Here is a 19,855-nt window from a genome sequence, read left to right as displayed (position 1 = left end):
GCTTCCGCCCGCCCGATGTGCAGGGCCGATCGGCGACTGCATGTCTCCCAGCGTAGACGTGTCTGCGGGCCGGCGGTCGGTTCAGCGGACCGGGCGGGTCACCGGCACGACGCGCCGGGACCGGAACCGGCCTACCCCCGGCCCGACCGTCGGGCCATCTCCTGCAGTCGCGCGATGCGGTCGGGCGTCGGCGGGTGCGACGAGAACATCTTCGCGACCCCGCCACCGCGGAACGGGTTCGCGATCATCAGGTGCGACTGCGACTCGATCTGCGGCGTCGGGGCCAGCGGCGCCTGATCGATGCCACCGCTGATCTTCGCCAGCGCCGACGCCAACGCGAGCGGGTCGCCGCTGAGCTCGGCACCCGACTCGTCGGCCTGGTACTCGCGCGACCGCGACACCGACATCTTGATCAGCGTCGCCGCCAGGGGGCCCAGGAAGGTGATCAGCAGGACGCCGAGGATGCCGGGGCCGTTGTTGCGGTTGCCACTGAAGAAGAACGCGAAGTTCGCCAGGCCGGTGATGATCGACGCCATCGCGCCCGCCACCGACGAGATCAGGATGTCGCGGTTGTAGACGTGCGACAGTTCGTGCCCGAGAACCGCGCGTAACTCGCGCTCGTCGAGCAGTCGCAGGATGCCCGCGGTGCAGCACACCGCGGCGTTCTTCGGATTGCGACCCGTCGCGAACGCGTTCGGCGACTCGGTGGGGCTGATGTAGAGCGCCGGCATCGGTTGACGCGCGGTCGTCGCGAGTTCACGCACGATGCGGTACAGCACCGGCGCCTCGACCTCGGTGACCGGCTGCGCGTGCATCGACCGCAACGCCAGCTTGGCCGAGTTGAAATAGACGTAGGCGTTGGTCCCGACGGCGACGAGCACCGCGAGCAGCAGGATCATCGGACTGCGGAAAAGCGCGCCGATCCCGACGATGATCGCCGACATCAACCCCATCAGGGCCGCCGTCTTCAGGCCATTGAAGTGCATCTGTTCCTCGTTCTGAGCATCGACCCGGCGTACGTCGCCTGGGTGCCATCACTCTTGCAAACGAACAGGGGGTCGGCAGAGTTTCCACCCACAGCCACCTCACAGCGATGACACCGGCGCTCGCTGTCCGAGAGGTGCCGCAATCGTGGCCGAGCCGGGTACGGGACCGGCTATCCCGTCCGATCGATCGTGTACCGCACCAGCGACGACAACGCCCCGTGGGCGGGACCGTCGGGCAGCTGGGCCAGCACCGCCTGCGCCTCGTCGGCATACGCGCGCAGCCGGTCGTGCGCGGCCGCCATCCCCGTCGACCCGTTGAGCACCTCGATGGCCTCGGCCACCGCCGCGTCGTCGGTGACCGGGCGCGCTCCACCGGTCTCCGGGTCGATCAGGAGTCCACGGAGTTTCGCCGAGGCCGCGTCGTCGGCGCGCAACGCATAGAGCACGGGCAACGTGTGCACGCCCTCGCGAAGGTCGGTGCCCGGGGTCTTCCCCGAGTCGATGCTCACCGACGAGATGTCAATGATGTCGTCGGAGACCTGGAAGGCCGTGCCGATGATGTCGCCGAGCTTCGAGAGCCGCTCGACGTCGTCGGGGGTGGCGTCGGCGGCCATCGCCCCGAAGCGGCCGGCCGCCGCGATCAGTGATCCCGTCTTCTCCCACACCACCTTCAGGTAATGCTCCACCGGGTCCGCACCCACGGCCGGGCCCACGGTCTCGCGCATCTGGCCGGTGACCAGCTCGGCAAAGGTCTCGGCGATGATCCGCACCGCTTCCGGCCCCAGGGTCGACACCAGTCGCGACGCGCGGGCGAACAGGAAGTCGCCGGACAGGATGGCGATGCTGTTGGTCCACCGTGCGTTGGCGCTCGGCGCACCGCGGCGCAGCTGGGCCTCGTCCATCACGTCGTCGTGATAGAGCGTGGCCAGGTGGATCATCTCCACGACGGTGGCCGACGTGATCACCGCGCCGGAGCGCGGCTGTGCGCCGAACTGCGACGCGAGGATGGCGAACATCGGGCGGAAGCGCTTGCCGCCGGCCTTGGCCAGGTGTGTGGCCGCCTCGGTCATGATCTCGTCCCCCGACGACAACTCCGTCAGCAACAGGTCCTCGACCTGCGCCAACGATGTCCGGACCGTGTCCGCGAACTCATCGGTACCCAGGTCCAGCCCGGCGAATGTGGACTTCACGCGCTCTGCCGCTCCATCTCGACGTCGGTCGCAACCGGCCATCGGGCACGGCTGCCATGCTGCCGAGCCTAGTCGTTCGGCCGTGCCGACATACTGGTCGGGTGAGTAGCGACATTCCCCCGCACCGGATACCTGGGCGTGCGGACGTCCTCGTCGTCGGCGCCGGCCCGGGTGGATCGGCGGCCGCGGCGCATGCCGCGGCCGCCGGCCACGACGTGGTGCTGCTGGACGCGGCCACCTTTCCGCGGGACAAGACCTGCGGCGACGGGCTGACCCCGCGGGCGGTCGCCGAACTCGACCATCTCGGGCTCGGCGACTACCTCGACGACCGCCCGCGGATCGACGGGCTCGCGTTGCACGGCTGGGGCGCACAGCAACTGGTGCACTGGCCGTCCGGCCGGTTCCCGGCCTACGGCAGCGCGGTCTCCCGCGTCGAGTTCGACGAGGCGATCCGGGTGCACGCGGTGGCGCGGGGAGCGCGAATGATCCAGGGCGCCAAGGCTGTCGACGTGACGATGAGCAACGGGCGGATCGACGAGGTGATCGTCGAGAGCGCCGACGGCCCTGCGGCGATCGCGGTTCGCGACGTCATCGTCGCCGACGGGGTGCGCTCCGCGCTCGGCAAGGCGCTGGGCCGGGAATGGCACCGCGACACCGCATATGGCGTCGCCGCCCGCGCATACGTCCCGTCCGGCCGCGCGGATGACCACTGGATGGGTTCACACCTCGAACTCCGCGGCCCCGACGGCGCGCTCCTACCCGGATACGGCTGGGTGTTCCCCCTCGGTGGCGCGGGCGACGGCCTCCTCAACGTCGGCGTCGGCGCACTGGCAACCGCACAACGCCCCGCCCACATGGCGTTGCGGCCCATCCTCGAGCACTACGCGCGGATGGTGGGTGACGAATGGGCCATCGGCGGCCCGCCGCAACGGATCACGTCGGCGCTGCTGCCGATGGGCGGCGCGGTCACCGGGGTCGCCGGACCGAACTGGATGCTGATCGGCGACGCCGCGGCGTGTGTGAACCCGCTGAACGGCGAAGGCATCGACTACGCGATGGAGACCGGACGGCTGGCCGTCGAACTCATCGACGACACCCGCCGCTCCCCCGACCACACCACCCGCTGGACCGACATCCTCGTCGAGCACTACGGCCTGGCGTTCTCCGCCGCCCGACGTCTCGCCGGGGTGCTCACCGTGCCGCAGGCGGTCCCGACGCTGGGCCGCCCCGGCATCCGGTCCGCACGGCTGATGTCGCTGGTCGTGCGCGTCATGGGCAACCTCATCACCCCCGAGGACGCCGACCTCGTCGCCCGGGCCTGGCGCACGGCCGGCCGGGTCTCGACGCGCATCGACGACCGCCCGCCATTTCGCTGAGCCCGACCCCGCGACGCCTGCGTCCGCAAGGCCGCACCTCGCATGCCGCTGCTCAGCGCACGGCCGAGTGGATCGCCGCGATCCCACCGGTGAGGTTCTGCCAGGAGACGTCGGAGAAACCGGCCGAGCGGATGAGCGCGGCCAGATGCGTCTGGTCGGGCCACGCACGGATCGATTCGGCGAGATAGACGTATGCGGCCGGATTGCTCGACACCTTGGTCGCCACCGCGGGCAGCGCTTTCATCAGGTACTCCATGTAGACGGTGCGGAACGCGCGGAACGTCGGGGTGGAGAACTCGCAGATGACCAGTCGCCCACCGGGTTTCAGGACCCGATGCAGCTCGGCGAGGCCTTTGGGTGCATCGTGCACGTTGCGTAGTCCGAAGGAGATGGTGGCCGCGTCGAACGATTCGTCGGCGAACGGCAGCGCGAGCGCATCCGCTGCGACCTTGGGTACGTTACGGTCGGCACCGGCCTTGAGCATGCCGAGCGAGAAGTCGGCGGCGATGCAGTGCGCCCCCGACGTCGCGAGCTCTTCCGTCGACACCGCGGTACCCGCGGCCAGGTCGAGCACCACGTCGTCGGGTCGCAGGTCGAGGGCCTTGCGGGTCTTCTTGCGCCACCCGCGGTCCTGGCCGAATGAGAGCACCGTGTTGGTCAGGTCGTAGCGCTTGGCCACGCCGTCGAACATGGCCGCAACCTCGGCCGGATCCTTGTCGAGGGTTGCGCGTTCCTGCGAGCCGGTTCCCATGGCCACAACGCTACCGGCCGCGCGACCACCGGTCGCCACCGCCGACCCGTTGCGTTCCGCGGACCGCCGACGCTCAGCTGGCGAGCGGCCGAGCAGTCACGTCGCCGCAGGTCACGGCTCGATAATGATCGACCAGCTGTGCGCAGATCGCGGGCCAGGTCCGCGTCCGGACCGCCGCCAGTCCAGCGCGGCCGAGTTCGGTGCGCAGGCCACCGTCGCGCAGGACGTCGAGAACCGCGGGCAACCGCTCCGCGAACTCGCCCGGGGGCAACAGGTAGCCGGTCCGGCAATGCCCGACCAGGTCGCGCGGACCACCCGCGTCCGGCCCGACCACCGGCAGGCCGCTGGCCATCGCCTCCTGGATGGTCTGACAGAACGTCTCGTGCTCCCCGCGTGGACGAAGACGTCGAGGCTCGCGTAGACCCGGGCCAGTTCGGCGCCGCGGAGTTCACCGGTGAACACCGCGTGCGGCATGAGGGCCTCGAGCCTCGCCCGCTCGGGCCCGTCCCCGACGATGACGAGTCGTACCGACGGATCGTCGGCGACCGACGCGAGGCGTTCGACGTGTTTCTCCGGGGCCAGTCGCCCGACGAAACCGACCAACAACGGCTCCCGACGACCCGTCGACCAGTCGGCGCGCAGCCCCGGATCGACGTGGGCCGGATCGAACTGCTCGACGTCGACGCCTCTACCCCACCGATGCAGTCGTGGCACACCATGCGCAGCAAGCGTTTTCAGCGTCTCGGTAGATGGCGCGAGGGTACGGTCGCACATCTCGTGCAGCCTCCGGGTATAGCGCCAGGCGAGTCGCGACGTGACCGCCAGCCCGTAACTCTCGGCGAAACCCGCCACGTCGGTCTGGAACACCGCCACCGACGGCAGGTCCAGGCGCCGGGCGGCGACCGCGCCCGCCGCGCCGATCACGAACGGGGACGCCAGATGCACCACGTCGGGATCGACGTCGCGCAGCGTCCGGTACAGCGACGGCGTCGGCACCCCGATCGGCAGCGACGTCACCTTCGGCACCATCACCGACGGGACGAGGTGGACCGGTGTCCGGCGACCGACCAGCGTCGGTGCGGATGCCTGCCCCCGCGGTGTGTCCGGTGCGACGACCACCGCCTCGTGGCCGGTCTTCTCGAGATGCTCGACGACCCGCAGGACGGAATTGACCACTCCGTTGCACTGCGGCAGGAAACTCTCGGCAACGATCGCTACCCGCATGACCCCATGGTCACGCCCGCGGCTGTCCTATGTACCCGATACTCGGTGATCCGGACGCGAACACCCGATGAACTCTCGCAGCGCGGTTTCCGCTCGCCGGAATCGGGAAATCAGTTGTCCTGGCCGTCGTGGCACGCTGGTGCCATGGCCGAGATGCTGTTGTTGAGTCGATGGCTCGGCGCGGTGCCCGAGTTCCTCATCACCCGCACCGGCCCGGCCGCGCGCGTCGGTTTCATCCCCACCGCCTCGTCGATCTATTCCGATCGCGCATGGGTCGACCTGGATCGCCGCACGTTGCGCGACCAGGGGTTCGACACCACCGATCTCGACATCGAGTCGATGTCGGGGGCCGAACTGTCAGCCGCGCTCGACGACGTCGATGCGGTGTTCGTGTCCGGCGGGAACGTCTTTCATCTGCTCGCCGCGATGCGACGCAACGGGTGCGCCGACATCCTCACCGCTCGCGTGCTCGCCGGACTCCCCTACCTCGGGGCCAGCGCCGGTGCGTGCGTCGTGGGGCCGGACATCGAACCGCTGGGTCTGCTCGACGACCCGGCCGAGGCGACCGGCCTGGAGTCGACCGCCGGTCTCGGGTGGATCGATGAGGTGGTGGTGCCTCACGCGGACGGCATCGTCAGCGGCCGCGCCGTCGTCGACGAACTCCGCGGCCGCTACGCCGACCGGTATCGGCTGCGCTTTCTCGACGATGATCAGGCGTTGCTGGTCTCGGGGGATTCGCGGTCGGTGATCGCGTCCTGAACCTGTTCGCCCCGGTCACCGTTGCCCCGGTCAGCATCGCCCTCAACGGCGTCACCGTCGTCCGCAGGGGAGGAACGCGACAGCATCCGGCGATTGATCTCGGCCAGGGCGATCATCACCGCACCGACGATCAGCCACCCGACCACCGCGATCGAGATGGCCGGGATGATCGCCAGGGTCCAGCTCCGGCCCGCCGGTCGCGCCAGGTCGGGATTCATGACGTCGTACTCGACGCTGATCCGCTGGCCCTGGGTCAGCTCGGTCGGGTACAGCAGGCCGAGGCGGGGACTGTGGAACTGGCCGTCGGGGGTCTGGAAATTGACCGCGGCGTGCAGCCGGTCCGCCGACACCACGTCGGCCATCACCATCGCCCGGTTCGCGTCGATCTGCTGGTCATTGCGATAACAGCCCGCGACCAGGACCAACCCCATCGTGGTCACGACCATGCCGGCCACGAGCAGCACGATCTGTACACGGCGCAGGATGGTCGGATTCACGCCCCCAGCGTAACCGGGGATTCACGGCGACTCCTGGCCGCACCTATGGGTTCCGGCCGCAGTTCGCGTCGCAAGCCGGACACGACAGGTGCGGCCAGAACTTCACGAACTTTCGGTCACGGGACCCGCCTCGCACGTTCGAGAGCCCGCTTGACCTTGGTGTGCAGGCGCTCGGGGTGTACGAGGTCCTGCCAGCACCAGCGCACGATTCCGTAACCGAGGTCGCGCAAGGCATCTTCACGCAGCTTCTCCTCGTAGAGCACCTGCTCGAGGTCCCGACCGTATGTCTCGCTGCGATACTTCGCTCGGCCGTCCATCTCGCCCACCACCTTTCCCGCGATCAGGAAGTCGACCCGCGCAACGAACTGACCTTCGTCGTTGCAGATCTCCACCTGAATCTCCGGCGCCGGAACGTCCGGGAACGTGAGCATCACGGCACGGCTGAATGATTCGGCAACGCTCTCCGAGCGTCCATCGGCCACTGCCGACGCACTGCGAAGCATCGTCACTCCGTGTTGCCGGTGACCGCGCCGCACGTGGACCTCCAGGGCCGCCTTGCTGACACCGCGGGCGAGGGCGGCATCGAGCACGGTGACCGCCTGCGCGTATGTGCCCGCCCGCGCGACGTCGGCCGCCGTCCGCGCGAGCGTGGTCACCTGCACGCCGTCAACGATCTCGATGTCGGAGGGCAGCAGCCGCCGATCGCGGTGTACGAACAACGTGGCGGTCTCTCGACCACCCGTCTTGGTGACGAAATGCACCACCCTGCGATCGGGGTCGAGCAGGCGGAGCCGGTGTACGGCCGCTGCCGATGAATGGCTGATACTCCGCTCATCTCCGCCGGCGACGGCTGCGGCGATGACCCGCTCGCGATAGTGCTCGTCCGCATGCGACGGCGCGTCGTCGGAGAACCGGTACATACCGCGCCAGACGCGCTCGAGTACGCCGTCGCCCACGTCCCGCCGCAGTCGGCCGTCGCCGACGATGTGTGCCGCATCGGCACGATGCACGAACCCATGATCATCCGCGATGTACATGCCAATCAGACGCGACGGCACCCTCGGGCGTTCCAGTCGTCGTTCTGGCCGCAGTTTCGGGTTCTGGCCAGGGGCCGCAACTGCGGCCAGAGACGACAGGTGCGGCCAGAACGGGCCGGCCCCCGGGAGGACCCGCCTACCCCAACCTCGCCGCGATCGCCGAATGCACGTCCCGCAGCGCTGCGCGATCGGTGCTCACCTCGACGACCTCGACGCCGCCGTCAGGAGCCGGCTCACCCAGCACCGACGACAGCTCCGCCAGCCCCACCCGACGATGCGGGATGTGGAAGCCGGCGCACAGCGACGCCAGGTCGGCGCGATGGGGCGTGCCGAAGACGCGCTCATACGAGCCCGCGTAGGGGCCGCTGCTGAACCGCGGATCGCCTTGCTCGAGGAGGCCGAAGATGCCTCCGCCGTCGTCGTTGGCCACGACGATCCGCAGCGACGACGGCCGAGGCTCGCCGGGACCGATGACCAGGCCGGTGGCGTCGTGGATGAAGGTGAGGTCGCCCATCAGCGCGATGGTGCGGGCCCCGGGCGCGGCGCGGTCCAGAGCGAGCGCCGCACCGATCGCCGTCGAGTTGGTGCCGTCGATACCCGCGACCCCCCGGTTCGACAACACCCGCACGCCTTCGGTGACCCGACCGGCCAGCGCGACGTCGCGGATCGGGTTGCTGGCCCCGACGACCAGTTGATCGCCCGGGCGGACCGCGGCACTGACGACCCGTGCGACGTGCAGGCCGGTGGTCGACGCCGGGCCGTCGACGAGCAGCGCGTCGAGCTCGGCGTCGACCGCGCTGAGCGCACGCTGCTGGACCGCCGCGCATTCCTTGAGCCAGTCCTCGCGCGGTTCCCCGTTCGGCTCCACCCGGGTACCCGTCGCGAACACATTGCCGGACACATCCGGCCAGCGCGGCCCGGTGGTGAGTGCGTAGACGCGAACGTCGGGGTCGGCGAGCAGCCTGGACACGCCACGATGCAGGGTCGGCCGTCCGCAGATGATCGCCTGCTGCGGCCTGAGCGAGTTGAGCGCCAAGGGGTGCAGCGGCGTATGCGCAAGCGGCGCAGTAGGTTCGGCCACCGTCGGTATCCCCGCGAGCGCCTGATGTTCGCCCGCGCCGTGACCGGACACCACCACGGTGTCCAGCGAGAGATCGATGGGCAACGGGACGTCGAGCTTGCCGACCGGCGCCTGGGTCCACGGCAGACCCCCGGCACGCCCCGCGAAGACACCGAGATCGTCGTCCGGGCCCGCCGCACGGTCGGGGACGAGCGGTTCGCGCAGCGGGATGTCGAACTGCACCGGACCCGCGTTGCCGGTGCGCGCACCGCGCGCGGCGGCGAGGACGCGGCCGACCGCCGACCGCCACTGGCTGTTGGTGTCGAGGTCCTGTTCGGCCAGGCCGAGGCTGATCGCGGCCCGGACCTGCGTGCCGAAGATGCCGAACTGTTCGACCGTCTGATTGGCACCAGACCCGAGCAGTTCGTACGGCCGGTTGGCGCTCACCACCACGAGGGGGACGCGCGCGTAGTTCGCTTCGAACACCGCAGGCGACATGTTGGCGACCGCGGTTCCGCTGGTCATCACGATCGGCACCGGCTGTCGTGAGGCCACCGCGAGACCCAGCGCGAGATATCCGGCCGACCGCTCGTCGATCCGGACGTGGAGACGCAATCGGCCGGTGACGTCGGCGGCATGCAGCGCGAACGCCAACGGGGCATTGCGCGACCCCGGACACAGCACCGCCTCGGTCACACCGCATCGGATCATCTCGTCGACGATGACCCGCGCCTGCAGAGTCGAGGGGTTCATGGAGTCCAGCGTAGGACGCCTGCCCACAAAGCCCGCCGCTGCCCGATCGACAGTGGTGTCGGTCACGTGACTGCGGCAGGATCAGCACATGGGTTTCTACGACGACCGCGTCCTGCCCCACCTGATCAACGTGACGTGCGGGATGTCGGCACTGACCCCGCTACGGCGCCGGACGTGCGTCGGGCTGTCCGGTGAGGTCGTCGAACTCGGTTTCGGTTCCGGGCTCAACGTCGGCTGCTACCCGGAGGCGGTCACCCGGATCGCCGCGATCGAACCGTCGGACAACGGTTGGCGACTCGCCGCCGACCGGGTCGCGTCGTCGACGGTACCGATCGATCGGGCCGGCCTCGACGGACAGCGTCTGCCGTTCGACGACGACAGCTTCGATGCCGCCCTGACCACCTTCACGATGTGCACCATCCCGGACCTGCCCGCGGCGCTGTCCGAGGTCGCGCGGGTCGTGAAAGCCGGAGGGACACTGCACTTCCTGGAGCACGGCAGCGCTCCCGACGAGGCCGTGCGCCGCTGGCAGCGGCGCCTCGAGCCGATCCAGCGGCGCGTCGCCGGTGGCTGCCACCTCACCCGCGACATCCCCGGATCCCTCACCGACGCCGGATTCACCGTGACCACCGTCGATCGGTTCTATCAGCCCGGCACGCCCAAATCATTCGCCGCGATGAACCTGGGCGTCGCGACGGTCGGCTGACCTCGATTTCGAGACCGGGGCCACACCGAGCCCCCGCCGACCGCGCCCCCGGCCGCGCACGCACATAGGCTCGACCGGGTGCGTCGTTGGATCGTGTTGGCCGCCCTCACCGCGGCCGCGACGTTTCTTCTCGAACTCCTCGAAGTGGACGCGGCCGCGTTGTTCGCGGGTCTCGTCGTCGCCGGCGTGCTGGCCATCGCCGGTGTCGCACCGCGACGTCGGGCACCAGCCGAGACCCCGCCCGACGACCCCGAGCCTCCGGTCATCCCGCGCCCGGCGATGCTCGCCGCCCAGGGGGTGCTCGGTGTCTTCATCGGCACGATGGCCGATCCCGAGACGCTGTCCGGACTGGGATCGTCGTGGTTTCCGGTACTGGTCATCGGCCTGGGCACCCTCGCCCTGTCGGTGATCGGCGGGGCGTTGCTGGGGCTGCATCGGCGGGTGGATCCGCTCACCGGCTCACTGGCGCTGGTCGCCGGTGGCGCGTCGGGCCTGGTCGCGCTCACCCGCGAACTCGGCGGCGACGAACGCATGGTCGCGGTCATCCAATACCTCAGGGTCGCGCTGGTCACCGTCACCATCCCGTTGGTCGCCTCGCTGGTCTTCGACGCCCGATCATCGGGTGTCGAGGTGGTGCCGCCGAGCGGCACCGACCAGCTCTGGGGCCTGCTCCTGTTGGCGATCTGCCTCGCCGTGGGAATCCCGGTCGGCCGACTCATCCGGCTGCCCGCCGCCGGACTCCTCGGGCCGATGGCGATCGCGACGATCGCCGAACTGACCGGTCTCGCCGGCGACGCCGCGGTCTCGTCGATCCTGCTGACGCTCGCCTACGCGGTGATCGGATGGCAGGCGGGCCTCGGGTTCACCATGGAGCGACTCCGCGCCATCGGCCGCGTGCTGCCGGCGGCTCTGGTGCTGATCCTCGCGATCGGGGCCGGCTGTGCACTGCTCGGCGTCCTCCTGTCGGCGTGGACCGGTGAGTCGATGTTCGACTGCTACCTCGCGACCACACCGGGCGGCATCTACGCGGTCCTCGCCGCCGCGACCGCCGCAGGCGGCAACGTCGCATTCGTCGTCGCCGCGCAGATCCTGCGGGTGCTCCTCATGCTCTTCGTGGCGCCGTTCGCCGCGCGCGCGGCCGCCCGCCGGTTCGGCAGCTGACACCGGCGGCCCTCGACCGCCCGTCGCGACCTGTCTACAGTCGAGAACATGAATGGGGAGGCCGGCTCAGCAGCCACAGGATCATCCACTACCCGCGAGTTCGACGTCGTCGTCTTCGGCGCGACCGGTTTCGTCGGCGAGCTCACCGCCCGCTACCTCGCCGATCACTCGCCGATCGGCACCAAGGTCGCGCTCGCCGGGCGGTCCGAGACCAAACTCGCCGCCACGCGCAAGCGGCTGCCGCTGCGCGCGCACGACTGGCCGCTGATCGTCGCCGATTCGTCGTCGCCGGCGTCCTTGGATGCGATGGTCGCCCGCACGCGCGTCATCCTGACCACCGTGGGGCCCTACCTCCGCTATGGCGAGGCCCTGGTGGTCGCGGCGGCGAGCGCGGGCACCGACTACGTCGACCTGACCGGCGAGGCACCCTTCGTCCACTACTCGATCAACAAGGCGCACGAGACCGCGGTCGCCACCGGCGCACGCATCGTGCACTCCTGCGGATTCGACTCGATCCCTTCCGATCTCGGGGCCTATCTGCTCTACAAGAAGATCGCCGCCGACGACGCCGGGGAGCTCACCGACACCACCTTCGTCGTCAAGTCGTTCAAGGGCGGCATCTCCGGCGGCACCATCGATTCGGTGCGTGTCATCGCCGAGCAGTCCCGCGACGCGGAGACCCGACGACTCCTGCTCAATCCGCATTCGCTGTCGGGGGAGCCGGGAAATACACCCCGGCCCGCGATCTCATCGGAGCCGAGCGACATGACGATCCTCAGCGCCAAGAAGGTCGACCCGTCGCTGCGCGGCACTCTGGCACCGTTCTTCATGGCCGCCTCCAACACCCGGATCGTGCGTCGCACCAACGCCCTTCTCGACGACGCCTACGGCAAGGACTTCCGCTACGCCGAGACGATGTCGGTCGGCCAGACCCCCGGGCTGTCGACGCTGGCAGCGGGTGCCGTCGCCGTCGGGACCGGCGTGTTCCTGGGTGCGATGAGTTTCGGCCCGACCCGCAAACTGCTCGACCGGGTGCTGCCCTCCCCCGGCGAGGGGCCGAGCGAGAAGTCCAGGGACAAGGGATCTTTCGTCACCGAGACCTACACCACCACGACCACCGGGCGCCGCTACCGCTCGCAGATGCGGATGAAGGGCGACCCCGGTTACAAGGCGACCGCGGTGATGCTCGCCGAGAGCGCACTCTCATTGGCACTCGAGCGGGATCGCCTCTCCGGCCTGACCGGCGTCCTGACTCCCGCCGCCGCCATGGGCGACGTGCTGACCGACCGCCTGCGCACCGCGGGTGCCAGGCTCGAGGCCGTCGAACTCACCTGATCGTCAATCGTCTACCGCACCCTCAGGCGACGACCGCGGCGGCCTCGACCGGTTTCACCGCGTCCGGCGTACGGCGGGTGATCGACGGAATCCCGTCGCCGGGAAGGGTATCCGTCTCGGTGACCGCCGGACCGCCGGCGGTACCCTGCGCGACGAGCGTGCCGTAGAGCCGGGGCATGCCGTCCGATGCCCGCTCGCCCTGGACCGAGGTGACGGCGTACGAGCCCTCCGGCAGGTCGATGCGGTGGGCCCCGCCGGCCTCGACGATGTAGAAGTCGGTCTGCGGCAGACTGTTCGAGGCCGCACCACCGGTGAACACGGTGACCGCGATGTCCTGGTCGCTGTCGTTGTGGATGGTCATCCCGCCGGTGTCGGTGGTGTAGTAGACGCCGTCCGTGGCGCCGTCGGCGCCCGCGGCGAACGTCGGCCACAGGATGCCGGTCGCCAGGCCGTCGGACGGGTCCCAGAACCGATCGTCCGGATCCGCGACGGGGTCGGCGGTGTCGCGGATCGCCCCGCCGAACGGGTTGAAGTTGTAGCTCAGCGTCTGATCGTCCTGCACCACGACCATGCCGTAGATGATCGCGCGACCGGCCGAATCACGTTGGCCCTGCATGACATAGCCCGAGATGTCGCCGGACGCGTCGATGGTCGTCGACTGTCCCGCGGGCACCACGTAGATCCCGTCGCCGTGCGGGACGTTGAACTGATCCACCGCGATGATCGCGACGTCCTCGTCGGTGGTGTTGGTGAAGGTGATCGTGTCGGCATCGGTGTCGTAGGTGTAGGTGATGCCGTCGTTGTCGACGATCCGGTAGTTGTCGCCGATCAGCACCTGGAAGTCGGACGGGTCGAGATACCGGTTGTCGTGGTCGATGCCGGCCCACACCAGTCGGGCGGTGACGACCCGGATCGCCTGGGCCAGCAGTGAATCGTCGGTGTCGTCGACGGCGAGCCGGTTCCCGGCCGACGATTCGGCCACGGTCTGCGCCGCAACGGTGACCTGCTCACCCGGCCCGAGCGAACCCAGGTAGTCCGATCCGTCCTCGCGGCCACGCCGATTCAGCACCCCGGCGGCGGTCAGGTTCTGGTTGAGGAAGATCAGCGCAGCGCTGCCGGAGCCGGTGACGAGCTGGTAGAAGACACTTCCGGGCCCGGTGCTCGACGGCGCGGCGACCGCGACCACGTCGCCGGGCTCCCCGACGAATTCGTCGATGACGACGGGCACCTCGGGCGTTTCGCCCGCGGTGGAGCCGTTGGCCCCGGCAGTCCAGGTGGCATCGGCGCGATGGCGCCCGGTCGGCGGTGAGTCGTCGCGATGCCGGCCCGTCGGTGCGGTGTCGGCGCGATGTCGGCCGCCGACGGAGAACCAGGATGTCGGCGCCTCAGCGGTCGACGTCGCGTTCTCGTCGTCGGCGGACGGGTGGGTCGGCGTGGCATCAGGTTCCACACCCGATGTCGGCGGGTCGGTGGTGGTGTCCTCAGCAGCGGCCTCTTCGGTGGCGGTGTCGTCGGCCGCGGTGGTGTCATCGCTCGCACCGCCGGCGCCCGGCGTCACTCCCGCACCGTCGCCGGCAGGTTCGGTCGGTTCGGCCGACGTGCCGTCAGATGTCCCGGCGCCGGGCTCCGTCGCGGTACCGGATGCACCGTCGGTACCCGAGACTCCCGCACCTGACGCGTCCGCACCAACCGACGGCTCCGTCGCGGTCTCCGCCGGCGCCGACGACGCGTCCGTCGTTCCGCCCGTCCCGTCCTCCGCGGCGGCGATCGCGGCCGGTGCGACGACGAACAATGCCGCCGCCATCCCGGACGTCGCGACGATGCGACGGGTCAGCCCCAGCTTCTTCACCGACGACTTCGTCATGAAATCCCCTCACCGGCCCGAACCACGGGCAACGCGAATCACCGAGTCCCGGTGATTCAGCGTTGCCGGGACGTATCACGAGGTGAATCGGACGGCAGTACCAGATCGTTACCGGGTCCGACGATCAGGCCGGCGGCGGAAGCGTTGGTCGGAACCGCCTACTGCTGACCCGGATTGAGCTTGATGAACAACGCATCCATCTCGGCGCACAGCCGGTCGCCGTCGTGCAGCGTGCCCTTGATGGACACCTTGCGACCGTCGACCTTCTCGGCCCAGGTGCGGCAGCGCAGCGGGGTGTTCAACGGCGTGATCGACCGGTACTGAACGGTGAGGTACGCGGTCCGGCTGACGCCCTGGATCGCCACCGCCGAGGCGTAGCCACCGAGGTCGTCGAACGCCACCGCGATCTGACCACCATGCGCGGCGGCGTTGCCACCCAGGTGGAAGTCGCGGAAGGTGACGGTCGCGAAGACGCCGTCGTCGTTCACCTCGTCGACCTCATAGGGCGGCAGGGTGATGTTGCCGCGGGCCGGGAGATCGATCCGGGTGCCGGCGGGCGAATGCCACTCGTCGATGCGCACCGCCGCGAGCTTCTCGTTGATCGCGGCGAGCTCACCGATCAGCTCGTCGGTGAGTTCGGGCGACGGATTGGCGTAGCGCACCCGGTCCATCAGCGTGCGCACCTGCTCACTGAACTCGCCGTACCGCGGGCCACCGCGGTCGGTGGTGATGGCGGTGTGCGCACGGAAACCACCCTCGTGCGGATCCTCGACCTCGGCGGTCACATCGGGGCCGGCTGCACCATCACTCATGGACCAACCGTATAGAACGCCCGCTCAGCGGTCGCGACGAGTCCGGCCGTCGGTGTCGAAGCCGGTGGCACCCCGGCTGGGCTGTGGTTTCTCGTTGCGCTCGCGCAGGCGCACGGCACGCGCGACGACGAGCGCAACGATCACCGACACCGTCACCCAGACGGTGATGATGATCGCGGCGAGTATCCATCCGGACATGGCTCCCAGCATGGCACTCACGGCGCGATTCCCACCACCGAGTCCGTCACCTGCAGGTCACAGCTTCACCACAATCGTTGTGGCGGGCGTCAGGACCCGAGCAACCGGCGCGGTTGCGCCAGTCGACGCAGTGCGGGCGCCACCGGACGCCCCCGCAGCAACCCGTCCAGCGTGCCCGCCTCGAGCGCCTGACGGTAGATCGGCAACGCTGCTCGCACCGCGTCGATGGTGTGGTCGATGTCGTCGTCGGTGTGCGCCGCCGACGTCACGAACGACTGCCCCAGGACGCCTCGTTCGAGCATCTCCTGCAGGAAGAGCGTGCGGTAGGCCTGCGACGGGACCCCCTGCGGATCGCGGGTGACGAACACCAGGCACGACGGACGACCGATCACCTCGAGCCGGTCGTCGACGCCGAACTCGGCAGACAACGCATTCACCCCGTCGGCGAGCCTGCGCCCGGCGGTCTCCATCGCCGCGATCGGCGAACCCGTCCGATAGGCCTCGACGACCGCCCGGAACGCTGCCAATGACCCGGTCTCGGGGCCATGTGTGGTGGACAACAGGAAGACCCGATCACGGTCGGTGTTCAGCCCACCGAGCTCCATGTACTCGCGCTTGCCGGCGAGAGCCGACACCGGGAAACCGTTGCCCATCGCCTTACCCCAGCACGAGAGATCGGGGGTGATGCCATACAGCCCCTGCGCGCCGTGCTCGGACCATCGGAAACCGGTGATCATCTCGTCGAACACCAACAGTGCGCCCTGCGCGTCGCACAGTTCGCGCACCGATTCGAGGAAGCCGGGTGCGGGCTCGGCGGTCGCCGTGGCCGCCTCCAGGATCACCGCACAGATCTCCCCGGGATGGGCGTCGAAAAGGGCGTGGAGCGAGTCGATGTCGTTGTAGGAGAAGCGCAATCCCTTCTGCACGACGTCGGCCGGAATTCCGCCGGACATGTCGGTCGCCCCGATGAACCAGTCGTCGACGGAGAAGAACGGGTGATTGCAGATGGCGATCTTCTCGCGACCGGTCGCTGCACGCGCCAACCGGATTGCGGCAGTGGTGACGTCGGACCCGTTCTTCGCGAACTTCACCATCTCGGCGGACGGCACCAGCGCGAGGAAGTCCTCGGCGGCCGCGACCTCGACGACGGTGGGTCTGCTGAAGTTCATGCCGTCGGCGATGGCCGCGCATGCCGCGTCGACCACCGGCGCAAAGCCGTGCCCGAGGGTGACCGATCGGAGGCCGATCCCGTATTCGACGTACTCGTTGCCGTCCGCATCCCACACGCGAGCACCAGCACCGCGCACCAGCACCGGCGCCATGTCGTCGGGGTACTGATCGGCGCCCCGAGCATAGGTGTGGGCGCCACCCGGCACCATCCGGTGCAGGTCCGCCTGCAGACGGTTGGATTCCGCGAAACTGCGGGCCGGGTCGCTCATCTCGTCATCCTTCTCGGCTCATCCCTCTGGTGTCGGGTATCCGTCGGCACCGTCGACGTGCCAGCGACCATCGAGTTCCGGGTATCGGGTGCTCACCTCGGACAACAGGTCGGGGACCATCAACAGGACCCGGTCCGGCTGCGCCGCAATCAGTTCGGCCGGCGAGACGATCGGTACGTCACATCCTGGCATCCGGCGGCCCTGCTTGCCCGGCGAAGCATCGGCGACCGCGGTCACCAGCGACGATTCCACCCCCGCGAGGCTGAACACGGCGACCGCCCGGGACGCGGCGCCGTAGGCGTAGACGCACCGCCCGGCCGCCGCCTCGGCGGCCAGCCAGTCGCGGAGGCCGCCGGTGTGGCGGTCGACGACCCGTTGCAGTCCGCGCACCACGTCGGGGTCGGTCATCGTCGCCTCGCGATCCACGATGTCGCGCACCCGTTCGTCCGACCGGACCTCGCCGTGCACGGCCGCCAGCATCACCGTTCCGCCGTACAGGTCGTAGGACCATGCGGTCGCCACCGACATACCGGCATCGGCGAGCAACCGGACCAGCGCGGGCAGCGAATAGTACGCGAAGTGTCCGTGCCGCAACGCATTCCACTGACCCTGCGCGACGATCGCGGCCAGCGAGTGGAACTGCAGCAGCAGCACACCGTCGGGGGCCGTCGCGGCGGCTCGCTGCCGTATGGCCGCCGCCTGATCCGGTTCGTGCATGATGCCCAGCGAATCGATCACCACGTCGGCACCGCCAGGATGCTCGTGACCGACCTCGACAAAGCCCCGCTCCGTGAGGTTCGGGATCCAGGTGCCACCATGCGGGCTACCGAACTCGGTGACGGTGCCGCCCCGCAGCCACCCTGCCGCCGCGGCATCGTCGACGGCGGCTTTCGCCTGGTCCACCAGGGCCTGGGGCTCCACGCCACGCGGCTCCTGCGTCTGGGTGTCGTCGTCGGCCAGCTGCGCGAGCCCGCACCGACCACACAACACCATCGACGCCGGATGCGCCGACTCGGCGGCCGACACCGGTTCATCCGCCGGCGGGAAATGGTCCGCGGCGGGCACGCTGCCCAGTTCGAGAACCACGTGCAGATCGTCGACCCCACACGCCCGGCACACGCTCATGCGACGATGACCTGGTGCGAATCGAGACGACCGACCTCGCCGACGTGGTCTTGCTGGTGCCGCAGCCCTTCCGCGACGATCGCGGGCTGTTCACCCGCACCTTCGACGCGGAGATCTTCGACGCCCACCTCGGCCGTCCGGGTGCGTCGGCCGGCTTCGTCCAGGACTCGCAGTCGCGGTCCGCGCAGGGAGTGGTGCGCGGCATGCACGGGAGGTCGGGCCGGGGCGAGGCCAAGCTGGTTCGCTGCGCCCGCGGCGCCGTGTACGACGTGCTGGTCGACATCCGAGCGGACTCGCCGACATTCGGCCGCAAGCAGGGATTCCGCCTGGACGACACCGACTTCCATCACCTCTACGTCCCGCCGGGATTCCTGCACGGGTTCCAGGCGCTGTCCGATCTCGCCGACGTCTGCTACCGCATCGATCGCCCGCACGATCCCGCCGAGGACATCGGGGTGGCCTATCACGATCCCGACCTGGCGATCGTGTGGCCGGTGCCGGTGACCGTGGTGTCGAGCCGCGATGCGGCCGCCGGGAGCTGGCGGGAACTGCTCAGGCACGTGCGCTGACCCGGCGCATCGACTGATCGATCTCACCTGCGGCCTGCAGCTTCTCCAATTGCGGCAGCCGGGTGAACCGCTGGAAGAACGCGTCGGAGGTCAGACCGTACGAGGTGTACGCCGCATAGAGTTCACGCGCCCCGTCCGGGATCGACCACGTCGCCTCGTACCCGAGACCCGCACGGGCGCGGGAGAAGTCCACTCGATACGACCGCGGATCGGGGCCACTCTCCCCGGTGATCAGCAACGTGGAATCGGGTACCGCCTCGACCACCGACTGTGCGATGTCGGCGACGGTCAGGTTGTTCGTCTCGGTTCCCACGTTGTAGGCGGTGCAATAGATCGCCTCGGTCGGCGCGGTCAGGCAGGTGATGAAGGCGCGCGCGATGTCCTGGGCGTGCACCAGTGGCCGCCACGGCGTGCCGTCCGACAGGACACGGACGTCCCCGGTGAGCACGGCGTGCCCGACCAGATTGTTGAGCACGATGTCGGCGCGCAGTCGGGGTGAGAAGCCGAAGGCGGTGGCATTGCGCAGGAACACCGGCGCGAAGCCCGAATCCGCGATCGCCGCGGCGTCGTCCTCGACCCGCACCTTGCTCTCGGCGTACGGCGTCAGCGGGCGCAGCGGGGCGTCCTCGGTGACGAGGTCCTCCCCCGCCGAGCCGTAGACCGAACAGGTGGAGGCGTACAGAAATCTGGAGACGCCGGCGTCCTTCGCGGCGCGGGCCAGCCGCACCGACGCGAAATGGTTGATGTCATAGGTGATCTCGGGAGCCAGCGATCCCAGCGGGTCATTCGACAGCGCGGCGAGGTGGATGACCGCGTCGAACCCGGCGAGCTGGGCAGCGGTGACGTCGCGGAGATCGGTCTCCACCTTCGGCGGATCGACGGGCGCCGGACCCAGGATGCAGTCGGCGAAGTATCCGTTGTCCAGACCCACCACGTCGTGGCCCTCGGCGATCAGCATCGGCACCATCACGGTGCCGAGGTAGCCCTGGTGTCCGGTCACGAGTACGCGCATG

At 69.5% G+C, this 19,855-nt stretch carries 18 protein-coding genes and 1 pseudogene; 6 read left to right on the top strand and 13 right to left on the bottom strand.

Going from position 1 to position 19,855, the window contains the following annotated elements; translation table 11 throughout:
- Positions 1-131 precede the first annotated feature (131 nt).
- Both htpX and D7316_RS23495 read right to left on the bottom strand, forming a co-directional pair.
- Positions 132-986, bottom strand: coding sequence for a zinc metalloprotease HtpX (htpX, locus tag D7316_RS23500; protein ID WP_124710413.1), 855 nt, complete (start codon positions 984-986; stop codon positions 132-134).
- Between the two features lie 170 nt (positions 987-1,156).
- The gene (locus D7316_RS23495; protein ID WP_124710412.1) at positions 1,157-2,176 is read right to left on the bottom strand and encodes a polyprenyl synthetase family protein; all 1,020 of its coding nucleotides are present in this window, start codon (positions 2,174-2,176) and stop codon (positions 1,157-1,159) included.
- Positions 2,177-2,277: 101 nt separating this feature from the next.
- Between D7316_RS23495 and D7316_RS23490 the strand changes: the two genes are divergently transcribed.
- Positions 2,278-3,552, top strand: a complete 1,275-nt coding sequence (locus tag D7316_RS23490; protein ID WP_232017045.1) for a geranylgeranyl reductase family protein — start codon at positions 2,278-2,280, stop codon at positions 3,550-3,552.
- Between the two features lie 52 nt (positions 3,553-3,604).
- On the opposite strand, the gene D7316_RS23485 is transcribed toward D7316_RS23490, so the two are convergent.
- A complete protein-coding gene (locus D7316_RS23485) occupies positions 3,605-4,303 on the bottom strand; it encodes a demethylmenaquinone methyltransferase (protein WP_124710410.1) in 699 nt (232 codons plus the stop codon).
- Between the two features lie 73 nt (positions 4,304-4,376).
- Positions 4,377-5,527: pseudogene (locus tag D7316_RS23480) on the bottom strand (glycosyltransferase family 4 protein).
- A 144-nt stretch (positions 5,528-5,671) separates the two neighbouring features.
- Between D7316_RS23480 and D7316_RS23475 the strand changes: the two are divergent.
- Positions 5,672-6,286, top strand: a complete 615-nt coding sequence (locus tag D7316_RS23475) for a Type 1 glutamine amidotransferase-like domain-containing protein (RefSeq protein ID WP_124710409.1) — start codon at positions 5,672-5,674, stop codon at positions 6,284-6,286.
- On the opposite strand, the gene D7316_RS23470 is transcribed toward D7316_RS23475, so the two are convergent.
- From D7316_RS23470 to menD, 3 genes are all read right to left on the bottom strand, one after another.
- Complete coding sequence (locus D7316_RS23470) at positions 6,238-6,783, bottom strand: DUF3592 domain-containing protein (protein ID WP_124710408.1); 546 nt, start codon at positions 6,781-6,783, stop codon at positions 6,238-6,240. The genes D7316_RS23475 and D7316_RS23470 overlap by 49 nt on opposite strands.
- A 116-nt stretch (positions 6,784-6,899) precedes the next feature.
- Positions 6,900-7,793, bottom strand: coding sequence for a type IV toxin-antitoxin system AbiEi family antitoxin domain-containing protein (locus tag D7316_RS23465; RefSeq protein WP_124710407.1), 894 nt, complete (start codon positions 7,791-7,793; stop codon positions 6,900-6,902).
- A 163-nt stretch (positions 7,794-7,956) separates the two neighbouring features.
- A complete protein-coding gene (gene menD / locus D7316_RS23460) occupies positions 7,957-9,633 on the bottom strand; it encodes a 2-succinyl-5-enolpyruvyl-6-hydroxy-3-cyclohexene-1-carboxylic-acid synthase (protein ID WP_124710406.1) in 1,677 nt (558 codons plus the stop codon).
- A gap of 88 nt (positions 9,634-9,721) precedes the next feature.
- Here menD and D7316_RS23455 point away from each other — a divergent pair, with 88 nt between their 5' ends.
- The 3 genes from D7316_RS23455 to D7316_RS23445 all read left to right on the top strand — a co-directional run bounded on the left by D7316_RS23455 (position 9,722) and on the right by D7316_RS23445 (position 12,835).
- Positions 9,722-10,339 (top strand): class I SAM-dependent methyltransferase, encoded by a 618-nt coding sequence (locus tag D7316_RS23455; RefSeq protein WP_124710405.1) that lies wholly within the window; start codon positions 9,722-9,724, stop codon positions 10,337-10,339.
- 78 nt (positions 10,340-10,417) lie between these two features.
- Entirely contained in the window at positions 10,418-11,500 is a 1,083-nt protein-coding gene (locus tag D7316_RS23450; RefSeq protein WP_124710404.1) for an AbrB family transcriptional regulator, read from the top strand.
- Positions 11,501-11,548: 48 nt separating this feature from the next.
- Positions 11,549-12,835 carry a saccharopine dehydrogenase family protein gene (locus tag D7316_RS23445; protein ID WP_124710403.1) on the top strand — a complete coding sequence of 429 codons (1,287 nt, stop codon included), beginning with the start codon at positions 11,549-11,551 and terminating at the stop codon, positions 12,833-12,835.
- 22 nt (positions 12,836-12,857) lie between these two features.
- On the opposite strand, the gene D7316_RS23440 is transcribed toward D7316_RS23445, so the two are convergent.
- The 5 genes from D7316_RS23440 to D7316_RS23425 all read right to left on the bottom strand — a co-directional run bounded on the left by D7316_RS23440 (position 12,858) and on the right by D7316_RS23425 (position 18,273).
- Positions 12,858-14,699 carry a hypothetical protein gene (locus D7316_RS23440; RefSeq protein WP_124710402.1) on the bottom strand — a complete coding sequence of 614 codons (1,842 nt, stop codon included), beginning with the start codon at positions 14,697-14,699 and terminating at the stop codon, positions 12,858-12,860.
- Positions 14,700-14,857: 158 nt separating this feature from the next.
- Positions 14,858-15,511, bottom strand: a complete 654-nt coding sequence (locus D7316_RS23435) for a PaaI family thioesterase (protein WP_124710401.1) — start codon at positions 15,509-15,511, stop codon at positions 14,858-14,860.
- Positions 15,512-15,535: 24 nt separating this feature from the next.
- Positions 15,536-15,709, bottom strand: a complete 174-nt coding sequence (locus tag D7316_RS27230; RefSeq protein WP_164473849.1) for a hypothetical protein — start codon at positions 15,707-15,709, stop codon at positions 15,536-15,538.
- Between the two features lie 89 nt (positions 15,710-15,798).
- Entirely contained in the window at positions 15,799-17,148 is a 1,350-nt protein-coding gene (locus tag D7316_RS23430; RefSeq protein ID WP_124710400.1) for a glutamate-1-semialdehyde 2,1-aminomutase, read from the bottom strand.
- Positions 17,149-17,166: 18 nt separating this feature from the next.
- Positions 17,167-18,273, bottom strand: a complete 1,107-nt coding sequence (locus tag D7316_RS23425) for a class I SAM-dependent methyltransferase (RefSeq protein ID WP_124710399.1) — start codon at positions 18,271-18,273, stop codon at positions 17,167-17,169.
- 14 nt (positions 18,274-18,287) lie between these two features.
- Between D7316_RS23425 and rfbC the strand changes: the two genes are divergently transcribed.
- Positions 18,288-18,842 carry a dTDP-4-dehydrorhamnose 3,5-epimerase gene (gene rfbC / locus D7316_RS23420; RefSeq protein WP_124710398.1) on the top strand — a complete coding sequence of 185 codons (555 nt, stop codon included), beginning with the start codon at positions 18,288-18,290 and terminating at the stop codon, positions 18,840-18,842.
- Here the strand turns inward: rfbC and D7316_RS23415 are convergent.
- The gene (locus tag D7316_RS23415) at positions 18,826-19,854 is read right to left on the bottom strand and encodes an NAD-dependent epimerase/dehydratase family protein (RefSeq protein ID WP_124710397.1); all 1,029 of its coding nucleotides are present in this window, start codon (positions 19,852-19,854) and stop codon (positions 18,826-18,828) included. The genes rfbC and D7316_RS23415 overlap by 17 nt on opposite strands.
- Between the last annotated feature and the right edge of the window lies 1 nt (position 19,855).

Origin of the sequence: Gordonia insulae, from assembly GCF_003855095.1 — a bacterium.
In the GTDB taxonomy this organism is placed as follows: Bacteria; Actinomycetota; Actinomycetes; order Mycobacteriales; family Mycobacteriaceae; genus Gordonia; species Gordonia insulae.
This window is presented reverse-complemented; position numbering and strand designations above follow the sequence as displayed.